The sequence below is a fragment of the Streptomyces sp. NPDC048584 genome (genome assembly GCF_043199595.1).
Lineage (GTDB): Bacteria > Actinomycetota > Actinomycetes > Streptomycetales > Streptomycetaceae > Streptomyces > Streptomyces edwardsiae.
This window is the reverse complement of sequence record NZ_JBICWF010000001.1, coordinates 601,005-625,255: the sequence shown is the minus strand read 5'-3', so window position 1 is coordinate 625,255 and position 24,251 is coordinate 601,005. Positions and strand designations below refer to the sequence as shown.

At 71.7% G+C, this 24,251-nt stretch carries 21 protein-coding genes and 1 pseudogene; 12 read left to right on the top strand and 10 right to left on the bottom strand.

The window, feature by feature from the left end; translation table 11 throughout:
• Window positions 1–2: 2 nt before the first annotated feature.
• The 4 genes from ACGFR9_RS02640 (at window position 3) to ACGFR9_RS02625 (ending at window position 5,063) form a co-directional block, all read left to right on the top strand.
• Window positions 3–2,654, top strand: coding sequence for a LuxR C-terminal-related transcriptional regulator (locus ACGFR9_RS02640; RefSeq protein WP_393202197.1), 2,652 nt, complete (start codon window positions 3–5; stop codon window positions 2,652–2,654).
• 30 nt (window positions 2,655–2,684) lie between these two features.
• Window positions 2,685–4,280 carry an MFS transporter gene (locus ACGFR9_RS02635; protein ID WP_393202195.1) on the top strand — a complete coding sequence of 532 codons (1,596 nt, stop codon included), beginning with the start codon at window positions 2,685–2,687 and terminating at the stop codon, window positions 4,278–4,280.
• The gene (locus tag ACGFR9_RS02630; RefSeq protein WP_393202193.1) at window positions 4,280–4,780 is read left to right on the top strand and encodes a hypothetical protein; all 501 of its coding nucleotides are present in this window, start codon (window positions 4,280–4,282) and stop codon (window positions 4,778–4,780) included. Before ACGFR9_RS02635 ends, ACGFR9_RS02630 begins: the two co-directional genes overlap by 1 nt.
• 85 nt (window positions 4,781–4,865) lie before the next feature.
• Complete coding sequence (locus ACGFR9_RS02625; protein WP_393202191.1) at window positions 4,866–5,063, top strand: hypothetical protein; 198 nt, start codon at window positions 4,866–4,868, stop codon at window positions 5,061–5,063.
• A 15-nt stretch (window positions 5,064–5,078) separates the two neighbouring features.
• Here the strand turns inward: ACGFR9_RS02625 and ACGFR9_RS02620 are convergent, their stop codons facing one another.
• Window positions 5,079–6,482 carry a DUF2252 domain-containing protein gene (locus tag ACGFR9_RS02620; RefSeq protein WP_393202189.1) on the bottom strand — a complete coding sequence of 468 codons (1,404 nt, stop codon included), beginning with the start codon at window positions 6,480–6,482 and terminating at the stop codon, window positions 5,079–5,081.
• 156 nt (window positions 6,483–6,638) lie between these two features.
• Here ACGFR9_RS02620 and ACGFR9_RS02615 point away from each other — a divergent pair, with 156 nt between their 5' ends.
• The 7 genes from ACGFR9_RS02615 to ACGFR9_RS02585 all read left to right on the top strand — a co-directional run bounded on the left by ACGFR9_RS02615 (window position 6,639) and on the right by ACGFR9_RS02585 (window position 13,085).
• On the top strand, window positions 6,639–7,109 hold the full coding sequence (locus tag ACGFR9_RS02615) for an SHOCT domain-containing protein (protein WP_393202187.1): 471 nt from the start codon (window positions 6,639–6,641) through the stop codon (window positions 7,107–7,109).
• A gap of 28 nt (window positions 7,110–7,137) precedes the next feature.
• Complete coding sequence (locus ACGFR9_RS02610; RefSeq protein ID WP_393202185.1) at window positions 7,138–7,587, top strand: hypothetical protein; 450 nt, start codon at window positions 7,138–7,140, stop codon at window positions 7,585–7,587.
• A 10-nt stretch (window positions 7,588–7,597) separates the two neighbouring features.
• Window positions 7,598–8,917, top strand: a complete 1,320-nt coding sequence (locus ACGFR9_RS02605) for a diacylglycerol/lipid kinase family protein (RefSeq protein ID WP_393202183.1) — start codon at window positions 7,598–7,600, stop codon at window positions 8,915–8,917.
• 18 nt (window positions 8,918–8,935) lie between these two features.
• Window positions 8,936–9,769 carry a class II glutamine amidotransferase gene (locus tag ACGFR9_RS02600; RefSeq protein WP_393202181.1) on the top strand — a complete coding sequence of 278 codons (834 nt, stop codon included), beginning with the start codon at window positions 8,936–8,938 and terminating at the stop codon, window positions 9,767–9,769.
• A 141-nt stretch (window positions 9,770–9,910) separates the two neighbouring features.
• Entirely contained in the window at window positions 9,911–10,960 is a 1,050-nt protein-coding gene (locus ACGFR9_RS02595; protein WP_393202179.1) for a family 43 glycosylhydrolase, read from the top strand.
• A 1-nt stretch (window position 10,961) separates the two neighbouring features.
• Window positions 10,962–12,374: an RICIN domain-containing protein gene (locus tag ACGFR9_RS02590; RefSeq protein ID WP_393202177.1), complete on the top strand. Its 1,413-nt coding sequence runs from the start codon at window positions 10,962–10,964 to the stop codon at window positions 12,372–12,374.
• Window positions 12,375–12,665: 291 nt separating this feature from the next.
• Entirely contained in the window at window positions 12,666–13,085 is a 420-nt protein-coding gene (locus ACGFR9_RS02585) for an NUDIX hydrolase (RefSeq protein ID WP_393202758.1), read from the top strand.
• Here ACGFR9_RS02585 and ACGFR9_RS02580 read toward each other — a convergent pair.
• The 9 genes and pseudogenes from ACGFR9_RS02580 to ACGFR9_RS02540 form a co-directional block, all read right to left on the bottom strand.
• Window positions 13,072–13,797: a hypothetical protein gene (locus tag ACGFR9_RS02580; protein ID WP_393202175.1), complete on the bottom strand. Its 726-nt coding sequence runs from the start codon at window positions 13,795–13,797 to the stop codon at window positions 13,072–13,074. The two genes, ACGFR9_RS02585 and ACGFR9_RS02580, sit on opposite strands and share 14 nt — an antisense overlap.
• An 18-nt stretch (window positions 13,798–13,815) precedes the next feature.
• Entirely contained in the window at window positions 13,816–15,120 is a 1,305-nt protein-coding gene (locus ACGFR9_RS02575; protein WP_393202173.1) for a hypothetical protein, read from the bottom strand.
• Between the two features lie 180 nt (window positions 15,121–15,300).
• On the bottom strand, window positions 15,301–15,879 hold the full coding sequence (locus ACGFR9_RS02570) for a TetR/AcrR family transcriptional regulator (RefSeq protein WP_393202756.1): 579 nt from the start codon (window positions 15,877–15,879) through the stop codon (window positions 15,301–15,303).
• A gap of 113 nt (window positions 15,880–15,992) precedes the next feature.
• Window positions 15,993–16,634, bottom strand: a pseudogene (locus tag ACGFR9_RS02565) (beta-galactosidase); the annotation flags it as partial.
• Between the two features lie 59 nt (window positions 16,635–16,693).
• On the bottom strand, window positions 16,694–17,551 hold the full coding sequence (locus ACGFR9_RS02560) for a carbohydrate ABC transporter permease (protein WP_393202171.1): 858 nt from the start codon (window positions 17,549–17,551) through the stop codon (window positions 16,694–16,696).
• Entirely contained in the window at window positions 17,548–18,492 is a 945-nt protein-coding gene (locus ACGFR9_RS02555; RefSeq protein WP_393202169.1) for a carbohydrate ABC transporter permease, read from the bottom strand. Before ACGFR9_RS02555 ends, ACGFR9_RS02560 begins: the two co-directional genes overlap by 4 nt.
• A gap of 23 nt (window positions 18,493–18,515) precedes the next feature.
• Window positions 18,516–19,781 (bottom strand): ABC transporter substrate-binding protein, encoded by a 1,266-nt coding sequence (locus ACGFR9_RS02550; RefSeq protein WP_393202167.1) that lies wholly within the window; start codon window positions 19,779–19,781, stop codon window positions 18,516–18,518.
• Between the two features lie 162 nt (window positions 19,782–19,943).
• Entirely contained in the window at window positions 19,944–21,170 is a 1,227-nt protein-coding gene (locus ACGFR9_RS02545; protein ID WP_393202165.1) for an ROK family protein, read from the bottom strand.
• Between the two features lie 115 nt (window positions 21,171–21,285).
• Window positions 21,286–22,542, bottom strand: a complete 1,257-nt coding sequence (locus ACGFR9_RS02540) for a D-arabinono-1,4-lactone oxidase (RefSeq protein ID WP_393202163.1) — start codon at window positions 22,540–22,542, stop codon at window positions 21,286–21,288.
• A 156-nt stretch (window positions 22,543–22,698) separates the two neighbouring features.
• Between ACGFR9_RS02540 and ACGFR9_RS02535 the strand changes: the two genes are divergently transcribed.
• Complete coding sequence (locus ACGFR9_RS02535) at window positions 22,699–24,021, top strand: radical SAM protein (RefSeq protein ID WP_393202161.1); 1,323 nt, start codon at window positions 22,699–22,701, stop codon at window positions 24,019–24,021.
• The last annotated feature ends 230 nt before the right edge of the window (window positions 24,022–24,251 follow it).

Here is a 24,251-nt window from a genome sequence, read left to right as displayed (position 1 = left end):
CCATGACCGTGCTCGAAGGGGATGGTACGTCCGAGGAACCCCTCGCCGACCCCCGCGGGGACCCGTTCCTGCGGACCCGGTTCGCCGTACCCGCGCGCCCGGTGACCTACCTGCGGCGCGAGCGGCTGAACAGGCATCTCGACGAGGCCCTGGGCACCCCGCTGACCATGGTCAACGGCAGCGCGGGCGCCGGGAAGACCCTGCTCGTCGCGGACTGGGCGGAGCGGCTGGACGGGCTGCCCGTCGCCTGGCTCACCACCGAGGCCGCCGGGGACGGGCCCGGCATGTTCTGGGCGTACCTGCTGCGGGCGCTGCGCACCGCCGGGGTGCCGCTGCCCGCCGGCATCGGGTCTCCGGCGGACGCGAACCGCGTGAGCCCCGCGCTGCAGTCCCGGCTCGCCGCCGAGCTGAGCGTCCGGGAGGGGCCCGTGGTCGTCGTGCTCGACGAGTTCGACCGGGTCACCGCCCCCGAGATCGCCGAGCAGCTGGAATTCGTCCTGCGGCATGCCGGGCCGGGCCTGCGGCTGGTCCTCGTCACCCGTACGGAGCCGCTGCTGCCCCTGCACCGCTACCGGGCCGCAGGAGAACTCACCGAGATCAGGGGCGCGGAGCTCGCCTTCACCGCGCCCGAGGCGGCCCGTCTGATGGAGCTGCACGGGCTGCGGCTGGCCCCGGCCGCCGTGGGCGCGCTGGTGGAGCGCACGCGCGGGTGGGCCGCCGGGCTGCGGCTGTCCGCGCTCGCGGCGGAGCAGAGCCCGGACCCCGAGGCCTGTCTGAAGGAGTTCGAGGCCGACCGCAGCACCATCGCCGACTTCCTGCTCGCGGAGGTCCTCAAACGGCAGAACCCCGAGACCCAGGACCTCCTGCTGCGCGCCGGCCTGCTCGACCGCTTCTGCCCCGATCTCGCGGACGCCCTCACCGGGCGTACCGACGCGGCCCCCATCCTGGAACGGCTGAGCCGCGACAACGCCTTCGTCGAGCACCTCGGACACGGCCTGTACCGCCTCCACCCCCTGTTCGCCGAGATCCTCCGCGCCCATCTGCGCCTGCGCCTGCCCGGTCTGGAACCCGAACTGCATCGGCGGGCCGCCGACTGGCTGCGCCGCTCCGGACGCCTCCCGGAGGCGCTCGGGCACGGGGCCGCCGCCGAGGACTGGGAGTTCACCGCCGGCGCGCTCGTCGACGACCTCGCCATCGGCCAGTTCTTCACCGGGCCGCGCTCCGACGCCGTGACCGGACTGTTCGCCCGCATGGGGAGCGAGGGCGCGGGTCCGGCCCCGGAGCTCGTGCGGGCCGCCGGCCGGCTGGCCCGGAGCGAGATCGACGACGGGCTGACCCATCTGCACCGCGCGCGGCACGAACTGGCCGCGTACGACGGCACGGCGGCGGCCCGGCTGAGCTGCGCCCTGCTGGAGGCGCTGGCCGCCCGGCTGTCCGGGGCGTCGGAGCGGGCGGAGGACGCCGCGCGGGAGGCCGAGGAACTGCGGGACGAGGTCCCCGCCGAACTGCTGGAACGGCATCCCGAACTCACCGCCCTGCTCCTCGACCACCTGGGCTCCGCACGTCTGTGGGCCGGGCGGTTCGAGGAGGCGCGGGACGCCCTGTCCACGGTGGCGGACTCCGCACCGGAAGCCGCCACCGCACTCCCGCGTGAGGACTCGCTCGGCCGGCTCGCCCTCATCGACCATCTCGACGGCTGGCCCGGCAGGGCCGAACGCAAGGCGCACGCGGCCCTCGCCGAGACGGAACGCTTCGGGCTGCCCCGGCCGTCCGGCTCCGGTGTCGAACGGCTCGTCCTGGCCGCCGTCGCCATCGACCGCGACGAGCTGGGGCAGGCCCAGGCGCTGCTCGACACGTCCGCCGACGCGCACCCGGCGATGCGGGACCCCGTACTGGCGGCCGGACGCGCCCTGACCACCGCGCGTCTGCATCTGGCGCGTGGCGAACCGGGGTCCGCGCTGAAGGCGGTCGAACCGCAGGTGGCGGCCGCCGCCGTATCGCCGTGGGCGCGCGGGCAGACCGCCCTCGTCGCGGCCGCCGCACACCTCGCCGAGGGCCGTACGGAGACGGCCGCGAGCCTGCTGCGCGACGTGCCCGACGAGCAGCCGGCGTGCGCGGTGGGCGCCGCGCGGATCCGGCTCGCCACCGGCCGGGCCGCCGACGCCGTACGACTGCTCGACCGTACCCACCCGGAGCGGCACGCCGGTCCCGCGGTGGCCGTACGGGCCGCGCTCGTGCGGGCGCAGGCCGCCGACGCGGCGGGGGACGCCGTCGCCGCGCGCAGGCTGGTGGCGCGGGCGCTGGTGGAGGCCCGCCGGGAGCGGCTGCGCCGGCCCTTCCGCGAAGCCGGTCCGTGGATCCGGCCCCACCTCGGGGCCGCGTCCCTGCACTGGCTGACCGCCGGCTGGCTCGAGCCCGGCACCGGCGCGACCCCGCACACACAGCCGCCGCCCCCGGTCGTCGAGGAGCTGAGCGGGCGCGAGCACGACGTGCTGCGGCGCCTCGCCCTGACCATGTCCACCGAGGAGATCGCCGCCGACCTGTACGTGTCCGTGAACACGGTCAAGACCCACCTCAAGAGCGTCTACCGCAAGCTGTCGGTCAACCGCCGCAACGAGGCGGTACGCCGCGCCCGCGAACTCGACCTGCTGTGAGACTCCACCCGCTGCGAGAAGGGAGCACCGGTGACGCGCTGGCGTGCGCTGATCGTCCTCGGGACCGCGCAGTTCCTGATGGTCCTCGACACATCCGTCATGAACGTCTCCATCAGCCAACTGGTCGACGACTTCGACACCGAGGTCACCGCCATCCAGGCTGTCATCACCCTGTACGCGCTGGTCATGGCCGCCTTCATGATCATCGGAGGGCGGCTGGGCGACATCCTCGGACGGCGGCGCGTCTTCCTCGGCGGACTCGCCGTCTACGCCACCGGCTCGGCCCTGACCGCGGTCGCGCCCACCCTGTGGGTGCTGGTCCTCGGCTGGTCGGTCATCGAGGGACTCGGCGCCGCCCTGGTGCTGCCCGCCATGGCGGCCCTGGTCGCCGAGTCCTACCAGGGGCGCGACCGGGCCGTCGCGTACGGCGTCGTGGGCGGCCTCGCCGGTGCCGGGATCGCCGTCGGCCCGTTGCTGGGCGGCTGGGTGACGACGTACCTCACCTGGCGGCTCGTCTTCGTCGGTGAGGTCGTGGTGGTCCTCGCCGTGCTCCTCCTGCGCGGCGTGATCAGCGAGGCGCCGAGGACCGGGGCGCGCCCCCGGCTGGACGGCGTCGGCGCCGTGCTCTCGGCCGCGGGCCTGGCCCTCGGGGTGCTCGGGGTGCTGCAGAGCGGCACGTGGGGCTGGGTACGGCCGCGCAATCCGCCTTTCACCGTCCTCGGATTCGCGCCGACCCTGTTCGTGGTCGCCGCCGGGGTAGCGCTCCTCGCGCTCTTCCACCACTGGGAGCGGCGCCGTGACGAGCGCGGCGGCGAACCGCTGGTGCACCTGTCCCTGCTGCGCCGGCCCGCCCTCGGCTCCGGTCTGATGTCGCTGGTGAGCCAGAACCTGATCCTGCTCGGGCTGTTCTTCACCATCCCGCTGTACCTCCAGGTCGTGCAGGGCTTCAACGCCTTCGAGACGGGGCTCAGACTGCTGCCGGTGTCCGCGACGATGCTCGTGACCTCGCTGGGCGCGGCCCGGCTGGGGCGCGGGGCCGGACCCCGGCGGGTCGTCCGGCTGGCCCTCGTCACCGTGGCGGCCGCCGTCGTATGGCTGCTGGCCACCATCGACCCGGTCATCGACGACGCCGGCTTCGCCGGGGCGATGGCCCTGCTCGGCGTCGGCATGGGCCTGTTCGCCTCACAGCTGGGCAACGTCGTCCAGTCCGCGGCGGGCGAGGACGAGCGCAGTGAGGCGGGCGGGCTGCAGTACACCGCGCAGAACCTGGGCTCGGCCCTGGGCACCGCGCTCATCGGCTCCCTGCTCATCGGCTCCCTGGCGCACGCCTTCACCGCGCACGTGGAGGACGATCCCCGGCTGTCGCAGCAGGCCCGGCAGCAGGTCGGGGTCGCCCTCGAGGCCGGGGTCACCTTCGTCCCCACCGACCAGGTGCGCGCGGCGGCCACCCGCGCCGGGCTGCCGCCGGACGAGGTGGACGCCGTCACGGACTCGTACGCGTCGGCTCAGCTCGAGGGGCTGAAGGCGGCGATCCTCGCCACCGGTGGCATCACCCTCGCGAGCTTCCTCGTCACCCCCCGGCTCCCGGGGCCCGAGCGGCGAGAGCCCGGCCGGGGGAAGCCGTGATGCGCGGCCCCGGGCACGCCGCCGCACGCCGGGCGCACACCGACTACACCGGCGGCGTCTACGGGTCCATGCTCGCGGCCTCGGTGATCGTGGGCGCGGGTGCGCTCGGCTCGTTCCCGCGGGTGGAGATGGTGCTGCTGCTGTTGCTCACCGGCGGGGTGTTCTGGATCGCGCATGTGCACGCGCAGCTCTTCGGGGCGCGGCTGGCGCGGCGCACCCCCGACCGGCACGACGTGCTGAGGGCCTGCCGCGAGGAGTGGACGATCGTCAAGGCCGCCGTGCCGCCGGCGGCCGCCGTGGCCGTCAGCCCCCTGCTCGGGCTCGGGGTGCAGAGCACGCAGTGGTTCGCGCTGTCCGTCGCCGTGGCCGGGCAGGTGGGGTGGTCCGCGGCGGCGGCCCGCCGGGCGGGCGCCGGACGCCGCCTGATCGTGCTCTCGGCGGCCGTGAACCTCGTCCTCGGCCTGGTGATCCTCTCCTGCAAGCTCTGGCTGAAGAAGTGAGCCGGTCACCTCTACGGGGTGAGCCGCGCCGCCGCCCGGCGGCGGACGATCGCAGGGTACGGGCAGGCCACCCGGGGAGCGGCACATGCGCTACGAGATCCGCGTCGACGGACAGCTCTCGGAACCGCTGATCAAGGTGTTTCCGGAACTCGACCATGTGACGATGTCCGGCCAGACCCTGCTGTTCGGGCACATCGTCGATGAGGCTCATCTGTACGGACTGCTCGCCCGCTGCCAGTCGCTGGGCCTGCGCATCCTGGAACTGCGCCAGGCACCGGAATAGCGGGCGCCCTCCCCGTCACAGGCTCTCGGCGCGCACCCTGCCGGAGCGTACGGCCTCGCCCAGCGTCTCGAAGTCCCGCTCGTTGCGGTCGGCGTAGTCCTGGGCGAACCCGGTGAGCGCCCGCTCGAAGCGGTCGCTGCGGCCCAGATACGCGGCGATGGCGACCGGGTCGCCGGAGCGGGCGTGGGCCCGCGCCAGGCTCGCCCCGCACAGCCGTGCGAACAGCCGCAGCAGGCCCGGGTCCATGGTCTCCGGGCGGGCGATGCCCTTCCAGTCGCGCAGCTGCCGGACATAGAAGTCGCGGGGGCGGCCGTCGAGGCCCACGGTGTGGGTCCAGCCGAGCAGGATGTCGCTGGTCGTCTGGATCAGCCGCTGACCCGCGACGACCCGGCGGCCCTGATTGTCGTACCGCTCGCCCTCCGTGTGCGCGGCGAGTACCGACTCCTGCGCCTCCTTGGCCTGCAGCAGCAGGGGATCGTCGTCGTCCCGGCCGAGCAGCAGCACGATCCAGCAACGGGTGCCGACACTGCCGACGCCGACCACCTTCCGGGCGATGTCGACCAGGTGGTAGCGGCCCAGCAGATGCCGCCGCTCCGACGGCAGGGAGCGCGCGTAGCCGTCCAGGACCGCGCGCAGCGCCTCCCCCTCGGCGGAGGGGTCCTCCACCAGGTCGTCCAGGGGTGTGATCAGCGGCGGGTCCGGGGCGATGCGCCGGCCCCGGGCCGTGGCACGGGTGAGTTTCGCGAAGGCCTGGAGATGGGTCCGGGTCCGCGCGTGCTTCGTCGCCTCGGCGGTACGGCGGCGGGCCTCGCGGTCCATCGAGGAGGCCATCAGCTCCCGCAGCCGGTCGGCGTCGTCCTGCGCGTACCAGATGTCGAGGGCGCGCATCCGGGCGAACTCCCGCATGCGCGCGCGGTACGCCGCCCCACACGCGCGTACCGCGCCGTTCTGCTCCTCCACCGGGAAGCCGTTCGCCCGGCCGGCGATCGCGAAGCTCGCCGCGAGCCGCTTGACGTCCCATTCGAAGGGGCCGGGGTGGGTCTCGTCGAAGTCGTTGATGTCGAAGACGAGATGGCGTTCGGGGGAGGCCAGCAGGCGGAAGTTCAGCAGATGGGCGTCGCCGCAGAGCTGCACGGTCAGACCCGTGTCCGGGGCCGCGCCGAGATCCGCCGCCATGATGGCCGCCGCGCCCCGGTAGAACCGGAACGGCGACTCCAGCATGCGTCCGTAGCGGACCGGCACCAGCTCCGGCAGCCGGGTCGCCGACTGCCGCTCGATCACGTCGACCGGGTCCGGCCTGTCTCGGGCCGCCTCGAACCGGCCGTGGCACGAACGCGGCGCCCGGTCGCGCGCGGACTTCCCTCGCGCCGCCCGCTCGGCCGGGGAGAGCGACACACTGAACGAATCCTGTACGGCCATCCCTGCCTCCGTACGACGTATCCGAGCCCCCATCGCACCGCGCGGGCGCCGCGAGCGGATCACCCGTCCCGGGTGAGGCGGCGGCGGTCACCCGGGGGGACGCTGAGCGTGGGGGCGAAGGCCATGTCGGGCGCACGCCCGGAACGGAGGACCGAGATGAGTGGTGCGACGTACCTCGCGTACGACTATCCGCTGCTGAGCGCCTTCTGGACCATCCTGATCATCTTCCTGTGGATCATGTGGTTCGTGCTGCTCTTCCGGGTCGTCATGGACATCTTCCGCGACGACGACCTGAGCGGCTGGGCCAAGACCGGCTGGCTGGTGTTCACGGTGGTCCTGCCCTTCCTGGGCGTGTTCGTCTACGTGATCGCCCGCGGCAAGAACATGGGGCGCCGTGAGATCGCGCAGGCGCGCTCACAGCAGGACGCCTTCGACAGCTACGTCCGCGAGACCGCGAAGGGCGCGGGAGGACACACCAGCAGCGTCGACGAACTCGCCCGGCTGTCCGAGATCAAGGCCCGCGGAGACATCTCGGACGACGAGTTCCGCAGGGCGAAGGAACTGGTCCTGAGCGGGCACGGCCCGGCGGAACACCGGGGACCGTACGCCTCGTCCACGGGGCGCTGACCGCACGACACCGAATCGAGGCAACGCGATGGCAGCCACACATCCGACACACGGCGCACGCCCGGCGACCGGCACGTACACACGGTCGGCGAAGCGGGAGTGGGCGGGCGGACTGACGGTCTTCGCCGCCGTCACCCTGATGATCGTGGGAGTGCTCGACATCTTCCGGGGCATCATGGGCATCGCCGAGGACGACGTCTTCGTCACGACGCAGAACTACGTCTTCAAGTTCGACCTCACCTCCTGGGGCTGGACCCATCTGGTGCTCGGCGCGATCGGGGTGCTCGTCAGCCTCGGTCTGGCCCGCGGGGCCATGTGGGCGCGTATCGCCGGTGTGACGATCGCCGGTCTCATCATCATCGCGAACTTCCTGTCCCTGCCGTACTACCCGGTCTGGTCGGTCGTGATGATCGCGTTCTCGGGCTTCATCATCTGGGCCCTGTGCATGCCGCGTTCGGACTCCCGCGCCGGGCGGTGAGTCCCGGGCCGTGGCGCGGACCGGCGTCCCGCGGGACGCGGCGTGGGCGCGACTGGCGCTCCTCGCCCTCACGGCGGGGGCGCTGGTCCCGCTTGTCGCCGCCGGTCCGCGCAGTGTGCTCTGGGTGCTGCTCGGCCTCGCCGGGCTCGCCCTCGCGGCCATGGGACTGTGGTGGACGCTCGCCCACTCGGGAACGGTGCGGCTCCTCGGAGCGGCCCTGTGTGTGGCGGCCCCGCTGACGGTGCTCGCGCTGTACGCGGCCGGCGGCATGCTGGGGCCCGCCGTGGCGTCCCTGGTGCTGTGGGCGCTGGCCGTGGGCGCGGCACGGACGGCACTGGCGCCCGCGACCGCCGAACCCGACAACGCGCCGCGGCCGGTCCGGCCCTGGGCCCTGATGAACCCCCGTTCGGGCGGCGGCAAGGTCGACCGCTTCGGGCTGGCGGACCGGGCGCGCGCGGCGGGTGTGCGGGTGACGCTGCTCGGCCCCGGGCACCAGGACGTGGCCGCGCTCGCCGAGGACGCCGTACGCGACGGAGCCGACCTGCTGGCGGTGGCCGGAGGGGACGGCACCCAGGCGCTGGTGGCGGAGGTGGCCGCCCGGCACCAGCTGCCGTTCCTGGTGGTCCCGGCCGGTACCCGCAACCACTTCGCGCTCGACCTCGGCCTCGACCGCGACGATCCGGCGAAGGCCCTCGACGCCCTGACGGACGGCGTCGAACTCCGTGTCGACCTGGGCTTCGCCGCCGGCCGGGTCTTCGTCAACAACGCCTCCTTCGGCACGTACGCGGAGGTCGTCGGCGATCCCGCGTACCGGGACGAGAAGCGGCGGACCGCGCTGCGCATGATGCCCGGTCTGCTGTCCGGTCCCTCCGCGCCCCGGCTGAGGATGCTGGCCGACGGTACCCGCGCGGAGGGTCTTCAGGCACTGCTGGTCAGCAACAACCCGTATCTGCGGGCGGTCGACGCGTCCCGGCCGGGGCGCAGGGAGCGGCTGGACTCCGGACGGCTCGGGGTGCTGGGCGTGCGGGTGGAGGGCGCGGTGCGGGCCGCGGGGATGGCGCGCGGCCCCCGCGCGGCCGGTCTGCTGCGGCTCACCGCCGGGGAGGTCGTGGTCGAGGCGGACACTCCGGCCGTTCCGGCCGGTGTGGACGGGGAGCACGTGCTGCTGCCGGCCCCCGTGGTGTGCCGGATCGCTCCCGGGGCGCTGCGGGTTCGCGTTCCACGCGATGCGGTGCGTACGCGGCGGGGCGGCGGGGCACCCGACTGGCTGCGGGTGGCCCGGCTCGCGCTGGGACGCCGGGGGTCCGTGCCACGACGGTCGCGGCCGTGACCGGGAAGGCGGTGGACGATGTGCCGTTGGCTCGCCTATTCGGGCACGCCGATCCTGCTGGACAGCATTCTCTACCGGCCGGTGCACTCGCTGATCGACCAGAGCCTGCACGCGAGGATGGGCGTCGAGACGACCAACGGCGACGGGTTCGGCGTCGGCTGGTACGCGCCGGACAAGGACAGCCCCGCGGTGGTCCGGGACATCGGCCCGGCGTGGAGCGACCGCAATCTGCGGGAGATCGCCGGGCACGTCGTCTCGCCGCTCTTCTTCGCCCACATCCGCGCCTCGACCGGTACGGCGGTGCAGCAGACCAACTGCCATCCCTTCCGGTACGGCCGCTGGATGTGGATGCACAACGGGGCCATCGCCGAGTTCCACCTGCTCCGGCGGGATCTCGCCCTCCGCGTCGCGCCGCACCTGTTTCCGTACGTCGAGGGTTCCACGGACTCGGAGATGATGTTCTACCTGTCGCTGACCCTCGGCCTGATGGAGGATCCGCCCGGCGCCGTCGCCCGGATGGCGGGACTGGTGGAACGCGTCGGCCATGAGCACGGCGTGGAGTTCCCGCTGCAGATGACGGTCGCGGTGACCGACGGCGTACGCCTGTGGGCGTTCCGCTACTCCACCCGGCAGCGGTCCCGTTCGCTCTTCTACAGCACGCGCGTGGAGACACTGCGTTCCCTCCACCCGGACCTGGAGTTCCTGCGCGAGATCTCCGGCGACGCCCGCCTCATCGTCTCCGAACCCCTGGGCGACCTGCCCGGCGCCTGGAACGCCGTCCCCGAGGGCACGTGCGGCGTCGTCCAGCCGGAGGGCGACAGGATGGCGGGGTTCACACCGGCGGCGGGCTAGCTCCCGGGACCGGGGCGGGCGGGGCGGTGCGGGAGGCGTTGACCTCTTCCTGGCTCGCCCTTACCTTGGCGGCGTTCGTGGTTTCAAATGATGTTCGGTATAGCGAACGGGATTGTTGTCCCCCCACGAGAGGCAGTCCGTATGAGTCGCTACGCATCGGTTTCCGGCCGCAGAGTTCTGTTGAAGGGGGCCCTCGGTGCGGGCGCCCTGGCCGTCGCCGCGCCCGGCGTCGCTCACGCCACAGCACGTGCCTACGCGAATCCGCTGGTGCGCAACCGTGCCGATCCGCATATCGCGCGGCACACCGACGGGTTCTACTACTTCACCGCCACCGCCCCCGAGTACGACCGGATCATTCTGCGCCGGTCCCGGACGCTCGGCGGGCTGGGGCGGGCCGCCGAGTCCGTGATCTGGCGGGCGCACCCGGCCGGGAACATGGGCGCCCACATCTGGGCGCCCGAGATGCACCGCGTCGGCGGCAAGTGGTACATCTACTTCGCCGCCGCGCCCGCCGAGGACGTGTGGGCGATCCGGATCTGGGTCCTGGAGAACGCCAACGCCAACCCCTTCAAGGGTACTTGGGTCGAGAAGGGTCAGATCAGGACCGCCTGGGAGACCTTCTCCCTAGACGCCACCACCTTCGCGCACCGCGGAAAGCGCTACCTCGCCTGGGCCCAGCACGAACCCGGGCTGGACAACAACACCGCCATCTGGCTCTCCGAGATGGCGAACCCCTGGACCCTGACCGGCCCCCAGACACGGCTCTCCACACCCGAGTACGCGTGGGAACGCATCGGCTTCGCCGTCAACGAGGGGCCCTACGTGCTGCACCGCAACGGGCGGCTGTTCATGACCTACTCGGCCAGCGCCACCGACGCCCACTACTGCGTGGGCCTGCTCACCGCCGACGAGGACAGCGACCTGATGGACCCGGCGAACTGGGCCAAGTCGCCCGTCCCCGTCTTCACCGGCAACGACACCACCCGGCAGTACGGCCCCGGCCACAACTGCTTCACCGTCGCCGAGGACGGCCGTACCGACGTGCTCGTCTACCACGCCCGCCAGTACAAGGAGATCACCGGCGACCCGCTGCACGATCCCAACCGGCACACCCGTGTCCAGAAGCTGGGCTGGAAGCCGGACGGCACCCCCGACTTCGGGGTCCCCGTGGCCGACACCGAGGGGGCGTGACATGAGACGGGCCCACGCGTTACTGCTCGCCCTCTGTCTCGCGCTCGCCGGCGCCCTGGTCACCGCGGGGCCCGCCCAGGCCGCCCCGGGGACCGTCGCCAACGGCGTCCAGTTCACGGACGGTTCGGGCGGCCCCGTACACGCCCACGGGGGCGGTGTCCTCAAAGTCGGCGCCTACTACTACTGGTTCGGCGAGCACCGCAACGCCGACAACACCTTCCGCTACGTCGACGCCTACCGTTCCACCGACCTGAAGAACTGGGAGTTCCGCAACCACGTCCTCACCGAGAACAGCCACTCCGAACTCGCCACCGCCAACATCGAGCGGCCCAAGGTCATGTACAACGCGTCCACCGGCCGGTTCGTGATGTGGATGCACAAGGAGAACGGCAGCGACTACGGCGAGGCCCGCGCCGCCGTGGCCGTCTCCGACACCGTGGACGGGAACTACACCTGGCGGGGCAGCTTCCGGCCGCTGGGACAGCACATGTCCCGCGACATCACCGTGTTCACGGACACCGACGGCGCCGGCTACATGGTCTCCGCCGCCCGCGAGAACTACGACCTGCACATTTACCGGCTCACCGCCGACTACACCGGCATCGCGAGCCTCGTCGCCAACCCCTGGCCCGGCGGTCACCGCGAAGCCCCGGCCCTGTTCAAGCGCGACGGCGTCTACTTCATGCTGACGTCGGGCGCCACCGGCTGGAGCCCCAACCAGCAGCAGTACGCCACCGCCACCAGCCTCTCGGGGCCCTGGTCGGCGATGACCAACGTCGGCGACTCCACCGCCTACGGCTCGCAGACCGCGTACGTGCTGCCGCTACAGGGCACGTCGGGCACCTCGTACCTGTATCTCGGCGACCGCTGGGGCAACTCCTTCGGCGGGACCGTCAACGACTCCCGGTACGTATGGCTGCCGCTGACCTTCCCGTCGTCGACGTCACTGTCCATGACCTGGTCCCCGGAGCTGACCGTCGACACGGCCGCGGGCACGGTCGGCGGTACGCCGGCCACGTACAACACGCTGACCGCCCGGCACAGCGGCAGATGTGCCGATGTGACCGGTCAGTCGCTGTGGGCGGGCGCGCAGATCAAACAGTACGACTGCAACGGGGGCGGCAATCAGAAATTCTGGTTCAAGTCCGTCGGAAATGGTTACTACCAACTCATGGTCCGGGGCAGCAGCTTGTGCGTGCGGGAGAACGCGAGCACCGTCACACAGGAGAACTGCGACGCCTCCGCGACGAGCCAGCAGTGGTCGCTCACCACGACGGGCTCGTACGTGAACGTGAGGTCCCGTGCCACCGGGGAGTGCCTCGACGTGAACGGGGCATCCACGGCCAACTCCGCCGCGATCATCACGTACACCTGCACCGGAGGCACCAACCAGCAGTGGAATCGCGGGACATGAGATCAAACAAGGTGCCCCCGCATCTGGTGCTCGATGGCACACTCGGGGTGGGATGAACCCCTGGGGCGCCCCGACCGGAACCGGGGCGTCCCAGGCCTGCGCCTGTGACGCCACGGGCTGACCACGCAGCCCCTCCGGCGTTCGAGGAGCGGGGTCCGGGGCGGAGCCCCAGGTCGGGACGGGTAGGGGCGGCGGGGGCGGAGAAAGCTTGGTACAGTCGGCCCTTTCGCGGGTATCAGACCCTTTGGACTCATCTCCGGCGAGGAACCGAGGAGCCGAGGAACCATGGACATGGAACCCCCCGGTGAGAAACGGCTGGCCGCCGCCGTCGTGAGGGACGACAAGGGCCGCGTACTCCTGGTCCGCCGCAGCGAGACCGAGAAGTTCCTCCCCCGGGTCTGGGGCGTCCCCTGCGGCAAGCTGGAACCCGGCGAGGACCCCCGGGACGGCGCCCTGCGCGAACTGAAGGAGGAGACCGGCCTGCTCGGCGAGATCGTCCGCAAGGTCGGCGAGTCCTCCTTCGTCAGCGACTACCGCGGCCAGGAGACCAAGAACTGGCAGGACAACTTCCTGGTCCGCCCGCTCACCGACCGCGTCACCCTCCCCCTCCCCGACCAGACCCACGCCTGGCTGTATCCCGCCGAGCTGACCGGCGTCGACATCGACGCCTACAACCTCGACGTCGTACGCCAGGCCCTCACGGACTCCTGAGCAGCTCCGCCAGACCGTTCAGCGCGGCCAGATAGCCGGGCACGTCCAGCGGCTGCTTCGGCACCGCGCCCGCGTGCGGGCCCGCCGCGGTGAACACATCGGTGTGCCGCCGCCGTTCGGCCCCCGTCTCCAGAAACAGCGTCACCGTCGGCATCGGAGTGTCGCACCACGCGCGATGCAGGGTGTGCGCCGGCAGGGCGTACGTGCTCCCCGCCGCATAGCGGCCGGTGTGCGTTAGCCGCAGCCGCGCCGGACCCGCCGGGGTCAGCAGCCAGTCCGCGGACCCGTCCGCCAGGGACTCCTCGTACCGCTCGGCCGCGAAACCCTCACCGCCGGCCGTCTCGTACAACTCCATGCACAGCCGCCCCCGTACGATGTGCGAGGCCAGAGCCGAGCGGTGGTTGTGGATGTCCTCCCGGCCGGTACCGCCCCCGCCCGCGTGCCACAGATGCACGCGCAGCATGTGCCGCGGACCGGCGTCGATCAGCAACAGCTTGTCGAATCCCAGCACATGCCGGTACGACAGCCGGGCACAGCCCTCCGGATCGCCCTCCCCGCGGACCAGTTCACCGACGAGCTCCGACAACCGCTCGGGTGAACCCAGTTCGGCGACCACCGCGCCCGCCGCGGACACCTGCTCCCGCTCCGGCAGCCCACCGTCCAGCGTCCGCGTCAGTAACCGCCGGGCCGCCGCCACTTGCCGTCCCCCCACGCACTCCACCCCTTCGCTTCAACGGTCGTCCGGCCGGTAGCTCCACAGAGCGTGTGCCCGCAGCGCCGACAGGCCCTGGTACGTCATCCACATCGGGTGCCGCAGCTCGGTGCTGTCGCCCCGGCCCCAGGTCCAGATGCCGTCCCGCTGCCCCGCCCGCACCGCCGCGGCGGCCCCGTCCACCAGCTCCCGCCACGTCCCCTCGAGGCCGTCCTGGCGGGCCACCTCCAGCGCGCCCCGGGAGAGCAGGGCCCGCAGGATCCAGGTCGCGGTGAAGTGCCGTACGTTCAGGACCTCGTGATGCGCGGGGTCGTCCGGGCGGGGCCGGCGCACCTCCTCGCGCAGGTTCTCCAGGTCCTGACAGGAGTGGTGTGCGGAGCCGGGGCAGGACAACAGCCAGCGCACACCGTCCTCCCGGGCGGCCCGCACCCCCGCGCTCTCGCCCAGGACCCGTCCGGCACGCTCCAGCGCGACCACCGCCTGCGCGGTGTGCAGCGGCGACGGCGGCCCGTACGGCGCGTCGAGGCGGTAGCCCCAGCAGCGCAGATGCTCCCGGCCCCGGTCGCTGATCGCCCCGTCGACGAGGACCTCGCGCAGCGGCGGCAGGGCGTCGCTGCCGGGTGCCGCGCGCAGCAGCCCGCGCAGCACCGTCGTCACCACATGCGTCGACTCCCGCCCGGCACGGTCCCGTTCATGTGTGAACGCGGTCGTGCAGCGGTCCACCTCCTGCGCGAGCCGGTCGGGTGACACCCCCGCGCGGGCCAGCGCGCCCAGCACCAGGGCGGTCACCTCCGGGCGTGCCTCCGCCCCCTGTGACCGGGCCGACCAGCCACCGCCCGGCAGCCGCAGCCGCCACAGCGTGTCGACGAGTTCGCCCGGCCGCAGCCGGCCGTCGGTCATCCCCAGGTCGAGCAGCGTCTGCAGCCCGTACGACGTGCCCACGGACGTCGGTCGCCCGGGGCCGCTCTCGCCCAGCGAGTGCGACCAGCCGGTGAGCCGCCCCCGGTCCGGGTCGTCCACCACCGCCACCTGCGCGACCAGGGTGTCGTAGGCGGAGGCGAAGACCTCGGGCAGCGGACCCGGCGCCGGGCCGGTGACGCGCCCCGGCGGGACGGCCGGGGCAGCGGGCTCGGCCGTCCGGGCCCGTACCAGCGCCGCCGCCAGCCAGGCCGCGAGGCCGGTGCCGACGCCGCTCACCGTGGAGATCAGATACCGCGCCGCCTCCCCGCCCAGCGAGTCGGGCAGCACCTGGAACAGGAACTGGAACACCCCGTACCCGGCGGCCGCGCAGCCGATACCGCCGAGCCAGCCCACGAACCGCACGGGACGCGGGGGGCCGCCTCCCGCCACGGGGGGTGCCGGGTCGGGGCCTTGGGGGTCCAAGGGGCGCCGCCTCAGGCGTGGTTGGGACAAGGCGCGCACCCCCTTCCTGCCTGACCGGCTCCGACTCCACGTCCGTACCGCTGTTATCGCCGTCTCACACCCGGCCCACTCACCCGACGGTCAATCCGCCCGCTCCCGCGGCCAGTTCAGCAGCGCGACATGCAAAGCCCCGATCGACCTGTTCCATGATGCCGTCACCTCGCGGGGATCGCCGAACGCGCCCTGGGCCTCCAGCGCGCAGAAGCCGTGGAAGGTGCTGCGCAGCAGGCGTACGGCGTCGGTGAGGTCCGGCTCCTCCAGGTCATAGGCGCGGAGCATGCCGTAGGTGATCTCGGCGGTGCGGCGCAGCGCGGGGGAGTCCGCCACCAGGGACTGGTCCAACGGGATCTGGGTGGCCGCGTAACGGCCCGGGTGGGCCAGGGCGTACTCCCGGTAGGCGTCGGCGAACGCGGCCAGCGCCTCCCCGCCGGTGCGTCCGGCGACCGCCGCCGCGATCCCGTCGATCATCTCCCCGCCCGCGAGCAGCGCCATCCGGGTCCGCAGATCCCGCAGCCCGCGCACATGCGCGTACAGGCTCGCGTCCTTCACACCGAAACGCCGGGCCAGCGCGGACAGCGTGACGTTCTGGTAGCCCGCCTCGTCGGCCAGGTCGGCGGCGGCCGCGACCAGACGGTCGGTGGTGAGTCCGGCGCGGGGAATGACGGCCTCCGGGGCAGACCTGAGCAGGAAGCCCCAGCCTACCGATCAGATGTGCGCGAGCCGCCGTGCCCCGGGCACGCACCGCTCGTCCTTCCGTCGACCACCGGGGGACGTCAGTCGCGCGGCCGCGAGAACACGAAGGAGAACTCCACCGGCTCCGGCCACAGGTGGTACCGGGGCAGCGGGCCCGGTCCGCAGGACTGGGACCCGATGCCGTGCAGCCGGTGGTCGAGATGGACCCACACCGTGTCGCCGGGCACGAGGTCGGTGCGATGGCGGGCGGCGTCCAGGTGCTCGGTGGTCCACGGCCTGACCGTGAACCAGAACTCCGGGTCGCCGTCGGCCCGGAGACCGCCGACCTCCGCCCGGCGCACATCGGCGTGGGCGCCGTTCTCCTGAGGGCGCACATACGGCGTCTGCAGTTCTCCCACGCCCGCGTCCCACAGCAGGTCCCGGGACGCGGCCCTGGTGTCCGGGTAGGCCTCGTTGCCGCCGCCGTACCAGAAGACGGCGTCCTCGGGCGTGCCCGCGAGACCGAAGCGGACGCCGAGCCGGGGCAGCGGCACCCGCCAGTCGCCCTCCGGCACGACCGAGACGGTCAGCCGTACCCGGGTGCCGTCGGAGGTCCACCGGTACACCGTGCGCAGGCCCGTCTCGCGTCCGGCGGGCGCCACCCGGGTCCGTACGGTCAGCGCGTCACCGTCCGTCTCGACCGCGTCCAGCCGGTGCCGCATCCGGTGCAGGCCCCGCGGCCGGGGGAAACGTCCTCGACATAGCCGGTGGCCGGGGTGCGCGAAGTCATGGGTCTCCTGGCTCAGCCCTTGATCCCGGTCCGGGCGATGCCCTGCACCAGCCAGCGCTGGAGGAACAGGAAGACACAGACCAGGGGGAGGATGGATATGGCCGTGGCCATGAAGATCAGATGGAAGTTGACGGTCTGGTTGGTCATGTACGACGAGAGGGCCACCTGGACCGTCCAGGCGCTCGGGTCCTGCCCGATGACCAGCGGCCACAGGAAGGAGTTCCAGCCGCTGATGAAGGTGATCGTGGCGATGGCGGCGAAGAAGTTGAGCGAGTTCGGCACGACGACCCGCCAGTACGCGCCCCAGTAACCGAGCCCGTCCACCCGCGCCGCCTCCTCCAGCTCCCTCGGGAACCCCAGGAAGTACTGCCGGAACAGGAAGCAGGTGAAACCACTGAAGAGCCCCGGAATGATCAGCCCCCGGTAACTGTCCACCCAGCCCAGCGAGGAGACCAGCACGAAACTGGGCACGAAGGTGACGGCCGTCGGCACCATCAGGGTCACCAGTACGGCGTAGAACACCTTGTTCGCGTGCCGGTAGGGGATGCGGGCCAGCCCATAGCCGGCGAGCGAGCACACCAGCAGCGTGCCGACGGTGTGCGCCACGCCCACGACCGCCGAGTTCCACAGCGAGCGGGCGAAGTCGACCGTCGGATCGTCGAACGGCTCGGTGACGTTGCCCCATTGGATGTCGCCGGGGAAGAACTGCCAGTCCTCGCCGGTGATCTCGGGATCGGTGGACAGCGCGTTGCGCACGATCAGATAGAAGGGCACGAGGAAGAGGAACGCGGCGACGCTCGTGGCCGCGTACAGGCCCGCCGAGCCGAGCGCGTTCCCCCGCCGGCCCCGGCGCGAAGTCCCGGTGGTCACGTGGAGCCCTCCGCCCTGCCGAAGCCCATGATCCGGCCCTGGAACAGCGTCACCAGACAGATCAGCAGCGTCAGGATCAGCGCGCCCGCGCTGCCGGCGCCGTAGTCCTGGTTCTCGCCCAGCGCCTTGTAGTACAGCTCGACCAGCGGCGGACGCCCCCACGTCGTCTTCGACAGCAGATTGAAGAATTCGTCGAACGCCTGGTACGCCGCCACGAGCAGCAGCAGGACCACCGCCGTCGAGGTCGCCCGCAGCTGCGGCAGGGTGATGTACCGGAACGTCTGCCAGCCGGGCCGCGCCCCGTCGATGGCCGCCGCCTCGTACAGCTCCGGCGGGATGTTCTGCAGCGCCGCCAGGAACAGGATCATGTAGAACCCGGCCTGCAGCCACAGCCGTACGGTGACGATGACCAGCCAGTACCAGGGCGGGTCGGGGCTCGCCAGCCAGGCCGTGCCGTCGGCGCCGAACCAGCCGAGGACGGTGTTGGCGAGCCCGAACCGGACACCGTTGAAGATGGACATCTTCCAGATCAGCGAGGCGGCGACATAGCTCACCGCCGTCGGCAGGAAGAACACCGAGCGGAAGAACGCCCCCATGAACCGCAGCCGGTTCACCGCGAGCGCGAGCGCCAGGGACAGCGCCCAGGTGGTCGGGACGATGATCACCGCGAAGACGGTGAAGGTGACGAGGGAGCCCATGAAGTCGTCGTCCGTCAGCATCGTCCGGTAGTTCTCGAAGCCGACGAACTCGCTGGGCGTGACGGTGAAGCGGGCCTCGAAGAACGACAGCCAGGCGCTCCAGAGGATGGGGACGTAGACGAAGATCAGCAGGCCGATGAGGAAGGGGCCGGTGAACAGCCAGAAGGCGAGGGTGCTGCGCGCCCGCAGCCCCCGCCGTGACCGGGCGGGTGCGCTGACCTGGGGGGTGGTGGTCGTCGGCATCGTGTGACCGCCCGTCCGCCGGCCTAGCCGAAGAGCTTGTCGAGTTCGCGGTCCACCTTCCCGTCGGCCTTGCCGAGTTCGGCCTCCGGGTCACCGCCCTTGCGGACACAGTTGGCGAGGACGTCCTCCAGGGCGCTGATCATCGCCTGGGTCCAGCCGATGTTGTCGAAGTGCCCGAACTCGTTGAACAGCCGCACCCCTTCAGCGGGCAGACCCGACTTCAGCTTGTCGGCGGACTCGGCGAGCGAAGTGCGCGGCGGGATGTGGAAGCCGTAGGAGAGCGCCCAGTCCTCCTGGTACTCCTTCCGGTCGATCCACAGCCACTTCACATACTCCTTGGCGGCCTCCACGTTCCCGCCCTTGGCGTTGACGAACATCGACCAGCCGCCGTTGTACACGGTCTGTCTGCCCGCGTCGGTGACCTTGGGGAAGGGGAAGATCCCCAGGTCGTCGCCGAGCGCCTGCTGCATCTGCGGCATGGCCCACATGCCGCACCACTGGATCGCGGTGAGCCCCTGGTTGAGGGCGGAGGGGTCCCAGAAGTCGGTCGGCGCGTCGAGCAGCAGATCGCCGCTGGTGAACAGCTTGCGCAGGGTGCGGAGACCGCCGGCGACACCGTCCGTGTGGTAGGCGATCTCGTTGTTCTCGTCCAGGGTCTCGGCGCCCGACGCCCAGATCAGCGGATTGACGATCGAGTGCAGGGTGTTGCCGAGATAGATGCCCTTGACCTTGTCGGTGGTCAACTCGGCTGCCGCTGACACCAGTTCGTCCAGCGTCCGCGGGATGCCGACCCCGGCCCTGTCGAACAGTGACCTGCGGTAGAAGAAGAACTGCGGGTCGTCGATCATACGGACGCCGTAGATCTTTCCGTCGACGGTGTGCGACCGGATGTCCGCCGGGTTGAAGTCGTCCTTCACCGGGTCGATCAGCTCGGTCAGATCGGCGACCTGGCCGCTCTTGACCAGCTGGATCTGCGGATGGAACTCGAAGACGTCCGGCGCCTTGTCGGTGAGCAGCGAGGCGAACAGCTTGCTCTCGAAGTTGGAGCCCGTGATCCACTGCGTGGACACGTTCGCGTCCTTGTAGGCCTTCGCGTACCGCTTGATCGCCTGCTCGGTGCCGGCCTCGCCGTACGCGTGGAAGTACTGGACCAGGCTCTTGCCCGATCCCGAACCGCCCCCGCGCCCGTTGTTGCCGCCGCAGGCGGCCAGACCGCCGGCGGCGGCGAGGCCGAGCGCGGCGCGGAGTGCTGATCGACGGTCCCAGCTGCGGTTGCCCGATTCCGGCATGGCGGCGTCCTTGTCTCGAGTGCGGCGGTCGGCGGGATGGCGCTCAAGGACTTGCGGTGCGCGGGACGTTAACCTTCGGCAAATACTTCGGCAAGGGGTTGGGCGAAGCCGGTGCGAAGCGTTGTGCGCCGTTTGTGATGACGAACGGGCGCGGGACGGGAGTTACCGGCGACCGCCGGCGGTACGGCTCCTGGCGCGCTTCCCCGCCGACTGCAGGGCGCCCTCCAGGGCGAACGTCGCCGCACCCAGGCACACCGGGTCGGTCGGGATCGGGGAGAGGACGATCCGGGTGGCCGCCAGCGGGCGGCGCAGCGCGTGCCGGGTGACGGCCGTACGCACCTCGTCGAGCAGCGGCTCGCCGAACGCGGCCGCGACCCAGCTGCTGAGCACGACCACCTCCGGGTTGAACAGGTTGATCAGATCGGCGATCCCGGCGCCGAGATAACGGGCGGTGTGCCCGAGCACCTTCAGTGCCACCGGATCGCCGTCCCTGACGCCGCGGGCGAGCGCCTCGACGGTGGCCGTCTGGTCGTCGGCCCGCAGCAGCGGACCGTCCGGGCTCACCTCCCGCAGATTCAGCATGATCCCCGGCGCGCCAATGTACGTCTCCACACAGCCCCGGTTGCCGCAGTGGCAGGGACGCCCGTCCAGGACCAGCGTGGTGTGCCCCCATTCGCCGGCGCTGTTGCTCACCCCCCGGTGCACCGCGCCGCCCAGCACCAGGCCCGCGCCCACCCCGGTCCCGAGGTTCACCACCACCGCGTCCCCGTGCCCGCGCGCCGCCCCGAACCACAGCTCGGCCACCGCGCAGGCCCGCAACGGGTTGTCCAGATACAGGGGGTAGGCGATGTGGCCGGTGAGCAGATCGAGCAGCGGCACGTCGTGCCAGTCCCAGTTCGGCGCGTACGCGCAGACCCCGGTGTCCCGGTCCACCTGGCCCGGCACGCTCACCCCGACCCCGAGCACCCGCGCGCTCTCCACCCCGGCCTGCGCGACCACCGCCCCCACCGCCGTCGCCACCTGCCCCACGACCCGCTCGGGCCGGCTCTCGCCGGGGCGCACGGACTCCTCGGCGCGTGCCAGCACGTTCAGCGCCAGGTCGAACAGCTCGACCCGGACATAGGTCTCGGCGAGATCCACCCCGATCAGCGCGCCGCCCGGCGCGTCGACCGCCACCAGCCCCCGGGGACGGCCACCGGCCGACTCCTCGAAGCCGACCTCGGTGATCATGCCGAGGTCCAGCAGCTCGCCGACCAGGGTGGCGACGGTGGCGAGACTGAGACCGGTGGCGGCCGCGAGGCGCTGCCGGGAGGTCGGTGACGCGGCGATGATCTGGCGCAGCACCCGATAGCGGTTGGCCGTGCGGATGTCCCGCGATGTGCGCTTCACCGTCAGCCGCCCCCATCCCTGCCGGGCCGCGCCGACGGGCACCGGCGCGCGGCAAGGCTATGGCGCGGGCGAAGCTTTCGACAAGGGGTTAGGAAAAGGGCTGAGCGAAGTCCTGTCAGCGGCCGAGCACGTCCCGTACGAAGGTGTTGGAGAACGTGCCCCGCGGGTCCAGGTCCTCGACGGTGTCCCGGAAGTCGCCCAGCCGCGGGTAGCGGGCGCGCAGCCCGGCCGCCGGGGTGGTGAACACCTTCCCCCAGTGCGGGCGGGGGTCGAACGGCGCCAGCGCCTCCTCCAGCCGCCGCACCACCGGCAGCACCGTCCCGGTGTCCTCGATCCAGGTGAAGTGGAGGGCCACCGTGTCCCGGCCGTAGGAGGGGCTGAGCCACTGCTCGTCGGCGGCGACCGTACGCACCTCGCAGGTCTGCAGCACGGGGGCGAGCGTCTCCCGGATGCCGTCCAGCGCGTGCAGCGCGGCGAGGGCCGACTCGCGCGGCAGCAGATACTCCGACTGCAGCTCAGCGCCGCTGCTCGGGGTGAACTCCGCCCGGAAGTGCGGCAGCCGCTCGTGCCAGGGACCAGGCACCCCGGACTGCTCCGTGCAGTTCACCGCCGGCATGCCCGGCACCGGGTGCATCTTCTCCGTCGCCGGGGCCGCCCAGGGGAAGTCCGGCAGCGGCTGGTCGGTGCGCCGCTTCAGCCACACCTGACGGAAGCCCGGCGCCCGCCAGTCGGTGAACAGGCTCACGCTGTACGCCGCCGACATCACCGTCTCGAACGTGGCCTGATCCAGCCCCTCCAGGGGCATCTCGGTGAACACGTGCTGCTCGACCTCGTAGGCGGGTTCCAGATCGAGGGTGAGCGCGGTGACGACGCCCAGCGCGCCCAGCGAGGTGACCACACCGCCGAAACGGTTCGTCACGCCCCGGGTGAACCGCACGGGCGAACCGTCCGCCACCACGATCTCCACCGCGCGCACCGACGAGGCCAGCGGCCCGTTGCCCACACCGGAACCGTGGGTGCCGGTGGCGACGGAGCCGGCCACCGAGATGTGCGGCAGTGACGCCATGTTCCCCAGCGCCAGCCCGTACCGGTGCACCGCGTGCGCCAGCTCCGCGTAACGCACACCGCCCCCGACCCGTACCGTCCGGGCGGTGGTGTCCACGTCGATCTCCGGCGGCAGCGCGTCGAGGGAGAGCAGCACGCCGTCCGCGCCGGGCTCCGCGATCGCGTTGAAGGAGTGCCCGCTGCCCAGGACCCTGACCCGTGAGCTCCCGGCCACCAGGTTCCGCAGCGCGTTCAGGCTGTGCGGGCGGTGCAGCTCCCTGGCGGCGTACGTGATGTTGCCCGCCCAGTTGGTCACGGTCTCGGCCATCGCTCGTCCTTCCTGACGATCGGGACCGAAAAGGTCCCCCGCCGGAACCTATCCCGGGAGTGGTCCACGCCACGTGGGGGGGACCCGGCACCCCGGATCTCCTCGCGGGGGCATACCGTGAGGAGTCGTACGTCCGAACCGGGAGGAGACACTTCGATGGGCAGCCGCACCGCGCTGGTCGAGGATCTGATGGAGCGGTTCCCCCATGTGCCGCGCGAGGCCGTGTTCAAGGAGGACCTGCTGCGCGGCGGTGTGGCCTTCGACCCCTCCGCGCTCAGCGACAACGAGGACGGCGAGGTCAAACCGAAGTCCTACTTCATCTTCTCCTTCGACCACGGCACCCTGCCGGAGCTGGGCGAGGCCGCGCTGCGCCGTCCGCCGGAGGAGATCATCCTCACCGGAGGCCCCTACGACCTGCGCCGCACGGTGGTGTCCGTACGCGTGAACCCGGCCTCCCCGTACCGCGTCGCCTCCGACGAACACGGCCGGCTCGGCCTCTACCTCGACGGCAAGCGGATCTCCGACGTCGGCGTGCCGCCCATGCCGGAGTACTACCGGCACAAGCTCGCCAACGGGAAGTCGGTCATGGAGGTGGCCCCGACCATCCAGTGGGGCTACCTGATCTACCTGACCGCGTTCCGGGTCTGCCAGTACTTCGGCGCCAAGGAGGAGTGCCAGTACTGCGACATCAACCACAACTGGCGCCAGCACAAGGCGGCGGGCCGTCCGTACACGGGCGTGAAGGACGTCGACGAGGTCCTCGAGGCGCTGGACATCATCAACACGTACGACACGGCGAAGACGTCCACCGCCTACACGCTCACCGGCGGCGCGATCACGTCGAAGGTACAGGGCCTGGACGAGGCGGACTTCTACGGGCGCTACGCCAAGGCCATCGAGGAGCACTTCCCGGGCCGCTGGATCGGCAAGGTCGTCGCCCAGGCGCTGCCCAAGGACGCCGTGCAGCGCTTCAAGGACTACGGCGTGCAGATCTACCACCCCAACTACGAGGTGTGGGACGAGTACCTGTTCAAGATGTACTGCCCCGGCAAGGAGCGGTACGTCGGCCGTGACGAGTGGCACAAGCGCATCCTTGACTCCGCGGACATCTTCGGCGCGCGCAACGTGATTCCCAACTTCGTCGCCGGTGTCGAGATGGCCGAGCCCTTCGGCTTCAAGACCGTCGACGAGGCCATCGACTCCACCACCGAGGGCCTGCGCTTCTTCATGTCGCACGGCATCACGCCCCGCTTCACCACCTGGTGCCCCGAGCCCACCACCCCGCTCGGCAAGGCCAACCCGCACGGCGCGCCGCTGGAGTACCACATCCGGCTGCTGCAGGCCTACCGGCAGACCATGGAGGACTTCGGCCTCTCCTCGCCCCCCGGCTACGGCCCGCCCGGACCCGGCAACGCGGTGTTCTCCGTCAGCTCCTTCATGGACAGCCTCCCGGCCCAGGAGCCCGCCGGGACGGTCTGAGCCGGCGGAGCACGGCGCGGGACCCGAAGGACCGGAACTGAGACGTTCCGGTCCTTCGCGCGTATCTCCCTGCGTACGGCCCCTGCGAGGTGTGGCCATGCCGCCACACAAAGTGAGGGAAGCGCTTGTCATTTGTAGCGAGGTCGTGAAAAGCTCTGCCACTGCCGCGAGGTTTCCCCCAACTTTATTGCCACGATGGCAAGTTGACCTCGTTCGTGATGCGGGAGTCT

Coding starts and splice junctions, on each gene's coding strand:
- ACGFR9_RS02640 (WP_393202197.1), top strand. CDS start 3: ATGACCGTGCTCGAAGGGGATGGTACGTCCGAGGAACCCCTCGCCGAC.
- ACGFR9_RS02630 (WP_393202193.1), top strand. CDS start 4,280: ATGCGCGGCCCCGGGCACGCCGCCGCACGCCGGGCGCACACCGACTAC.
- ACGFR9_RS02625 (WP_393202191.1), top strand. CDS start 4,866: ATGCGCTACGAGATCCGCGTCGACGGACAGCTCTCGGAACCGCTGATC.
- ACGFR9_RS02620 (WP_393202189.1), bottom strand. CDS start 6,482: ATGGCCGTACAGGATTCGTTCAGTGTGTCGCTCTCCCCGGCCGAGCGG.
- ACGFR9_RS02615 (WP_393202187.1), top strand. CDS start 6,639: ATGAGTGGTGCGACGTACCTCGCGTACGACTATCCGCTGCTGAGCGCC.
- ACGFR9_RS02610 (WP_393202185.1), top strand. CDS start 7,138: ATGGCAGCCACACATCCGACACACGGCGCACGCCCGGCGACCGGCACG.
- ACGFR9_RS02600 (WP_393202181.1), top strand. CDS start 8,936: ATGTGCCGTTGGCTCGCCTATTCGGGCACGCCGATCCTGCTGGACAGC.
- ACGFR9_RS02595 (WP_393202179.1), top strand. CDS start 9,911: ATGAGTCGCTACGCATCGGTTTCCGGCCGCAGAGTTCTGTTGAAGGGG.
- ACGFR9_RS02590 (WP_393202177.1), top strand. CDS start 10,962: ATGAGACGGGCCCACGCGTTACTGCTCGCCCTCTGTCTCGCGCTCGCC.
- ACGFR9_RS02585 (WP_393202758.1), top strand. CDS start 12,666: ATGGAACCCCCCGGTGAGAAACGGCTGGCCGCCGCCGTCGTGAGGGAC.
- ACGFR9_RS02555 (WP_393202169.1), bottom strand. CDS start 18,492: ATGCCGACGACCACCACCCCCCAGGTCAGCGCACCCGCCCGGTCACGG.
- ACGFR9_RS02550 (WP_393202167.1), bottom strand. CDS start 19,781: ATGCCGGAATCGGGCAACCGCAGCTGGGACCGTCGATCAGCACTCCGC.
- ACGFR9_RS02540 (WP_393202163.1), bottom strand. CDS start 22,542: ATGGCCGAGACCGTGACCAACTGGGCGGGCAACATCACGTACGCCGCC.
- ACGFR9_RS02535 (WP_393202161.1), top strand. CDS start 22,699: ATGGGCAGCCGCACCGCGCTGGTCGAGGATCTGATGGAGCGGTTCCCC.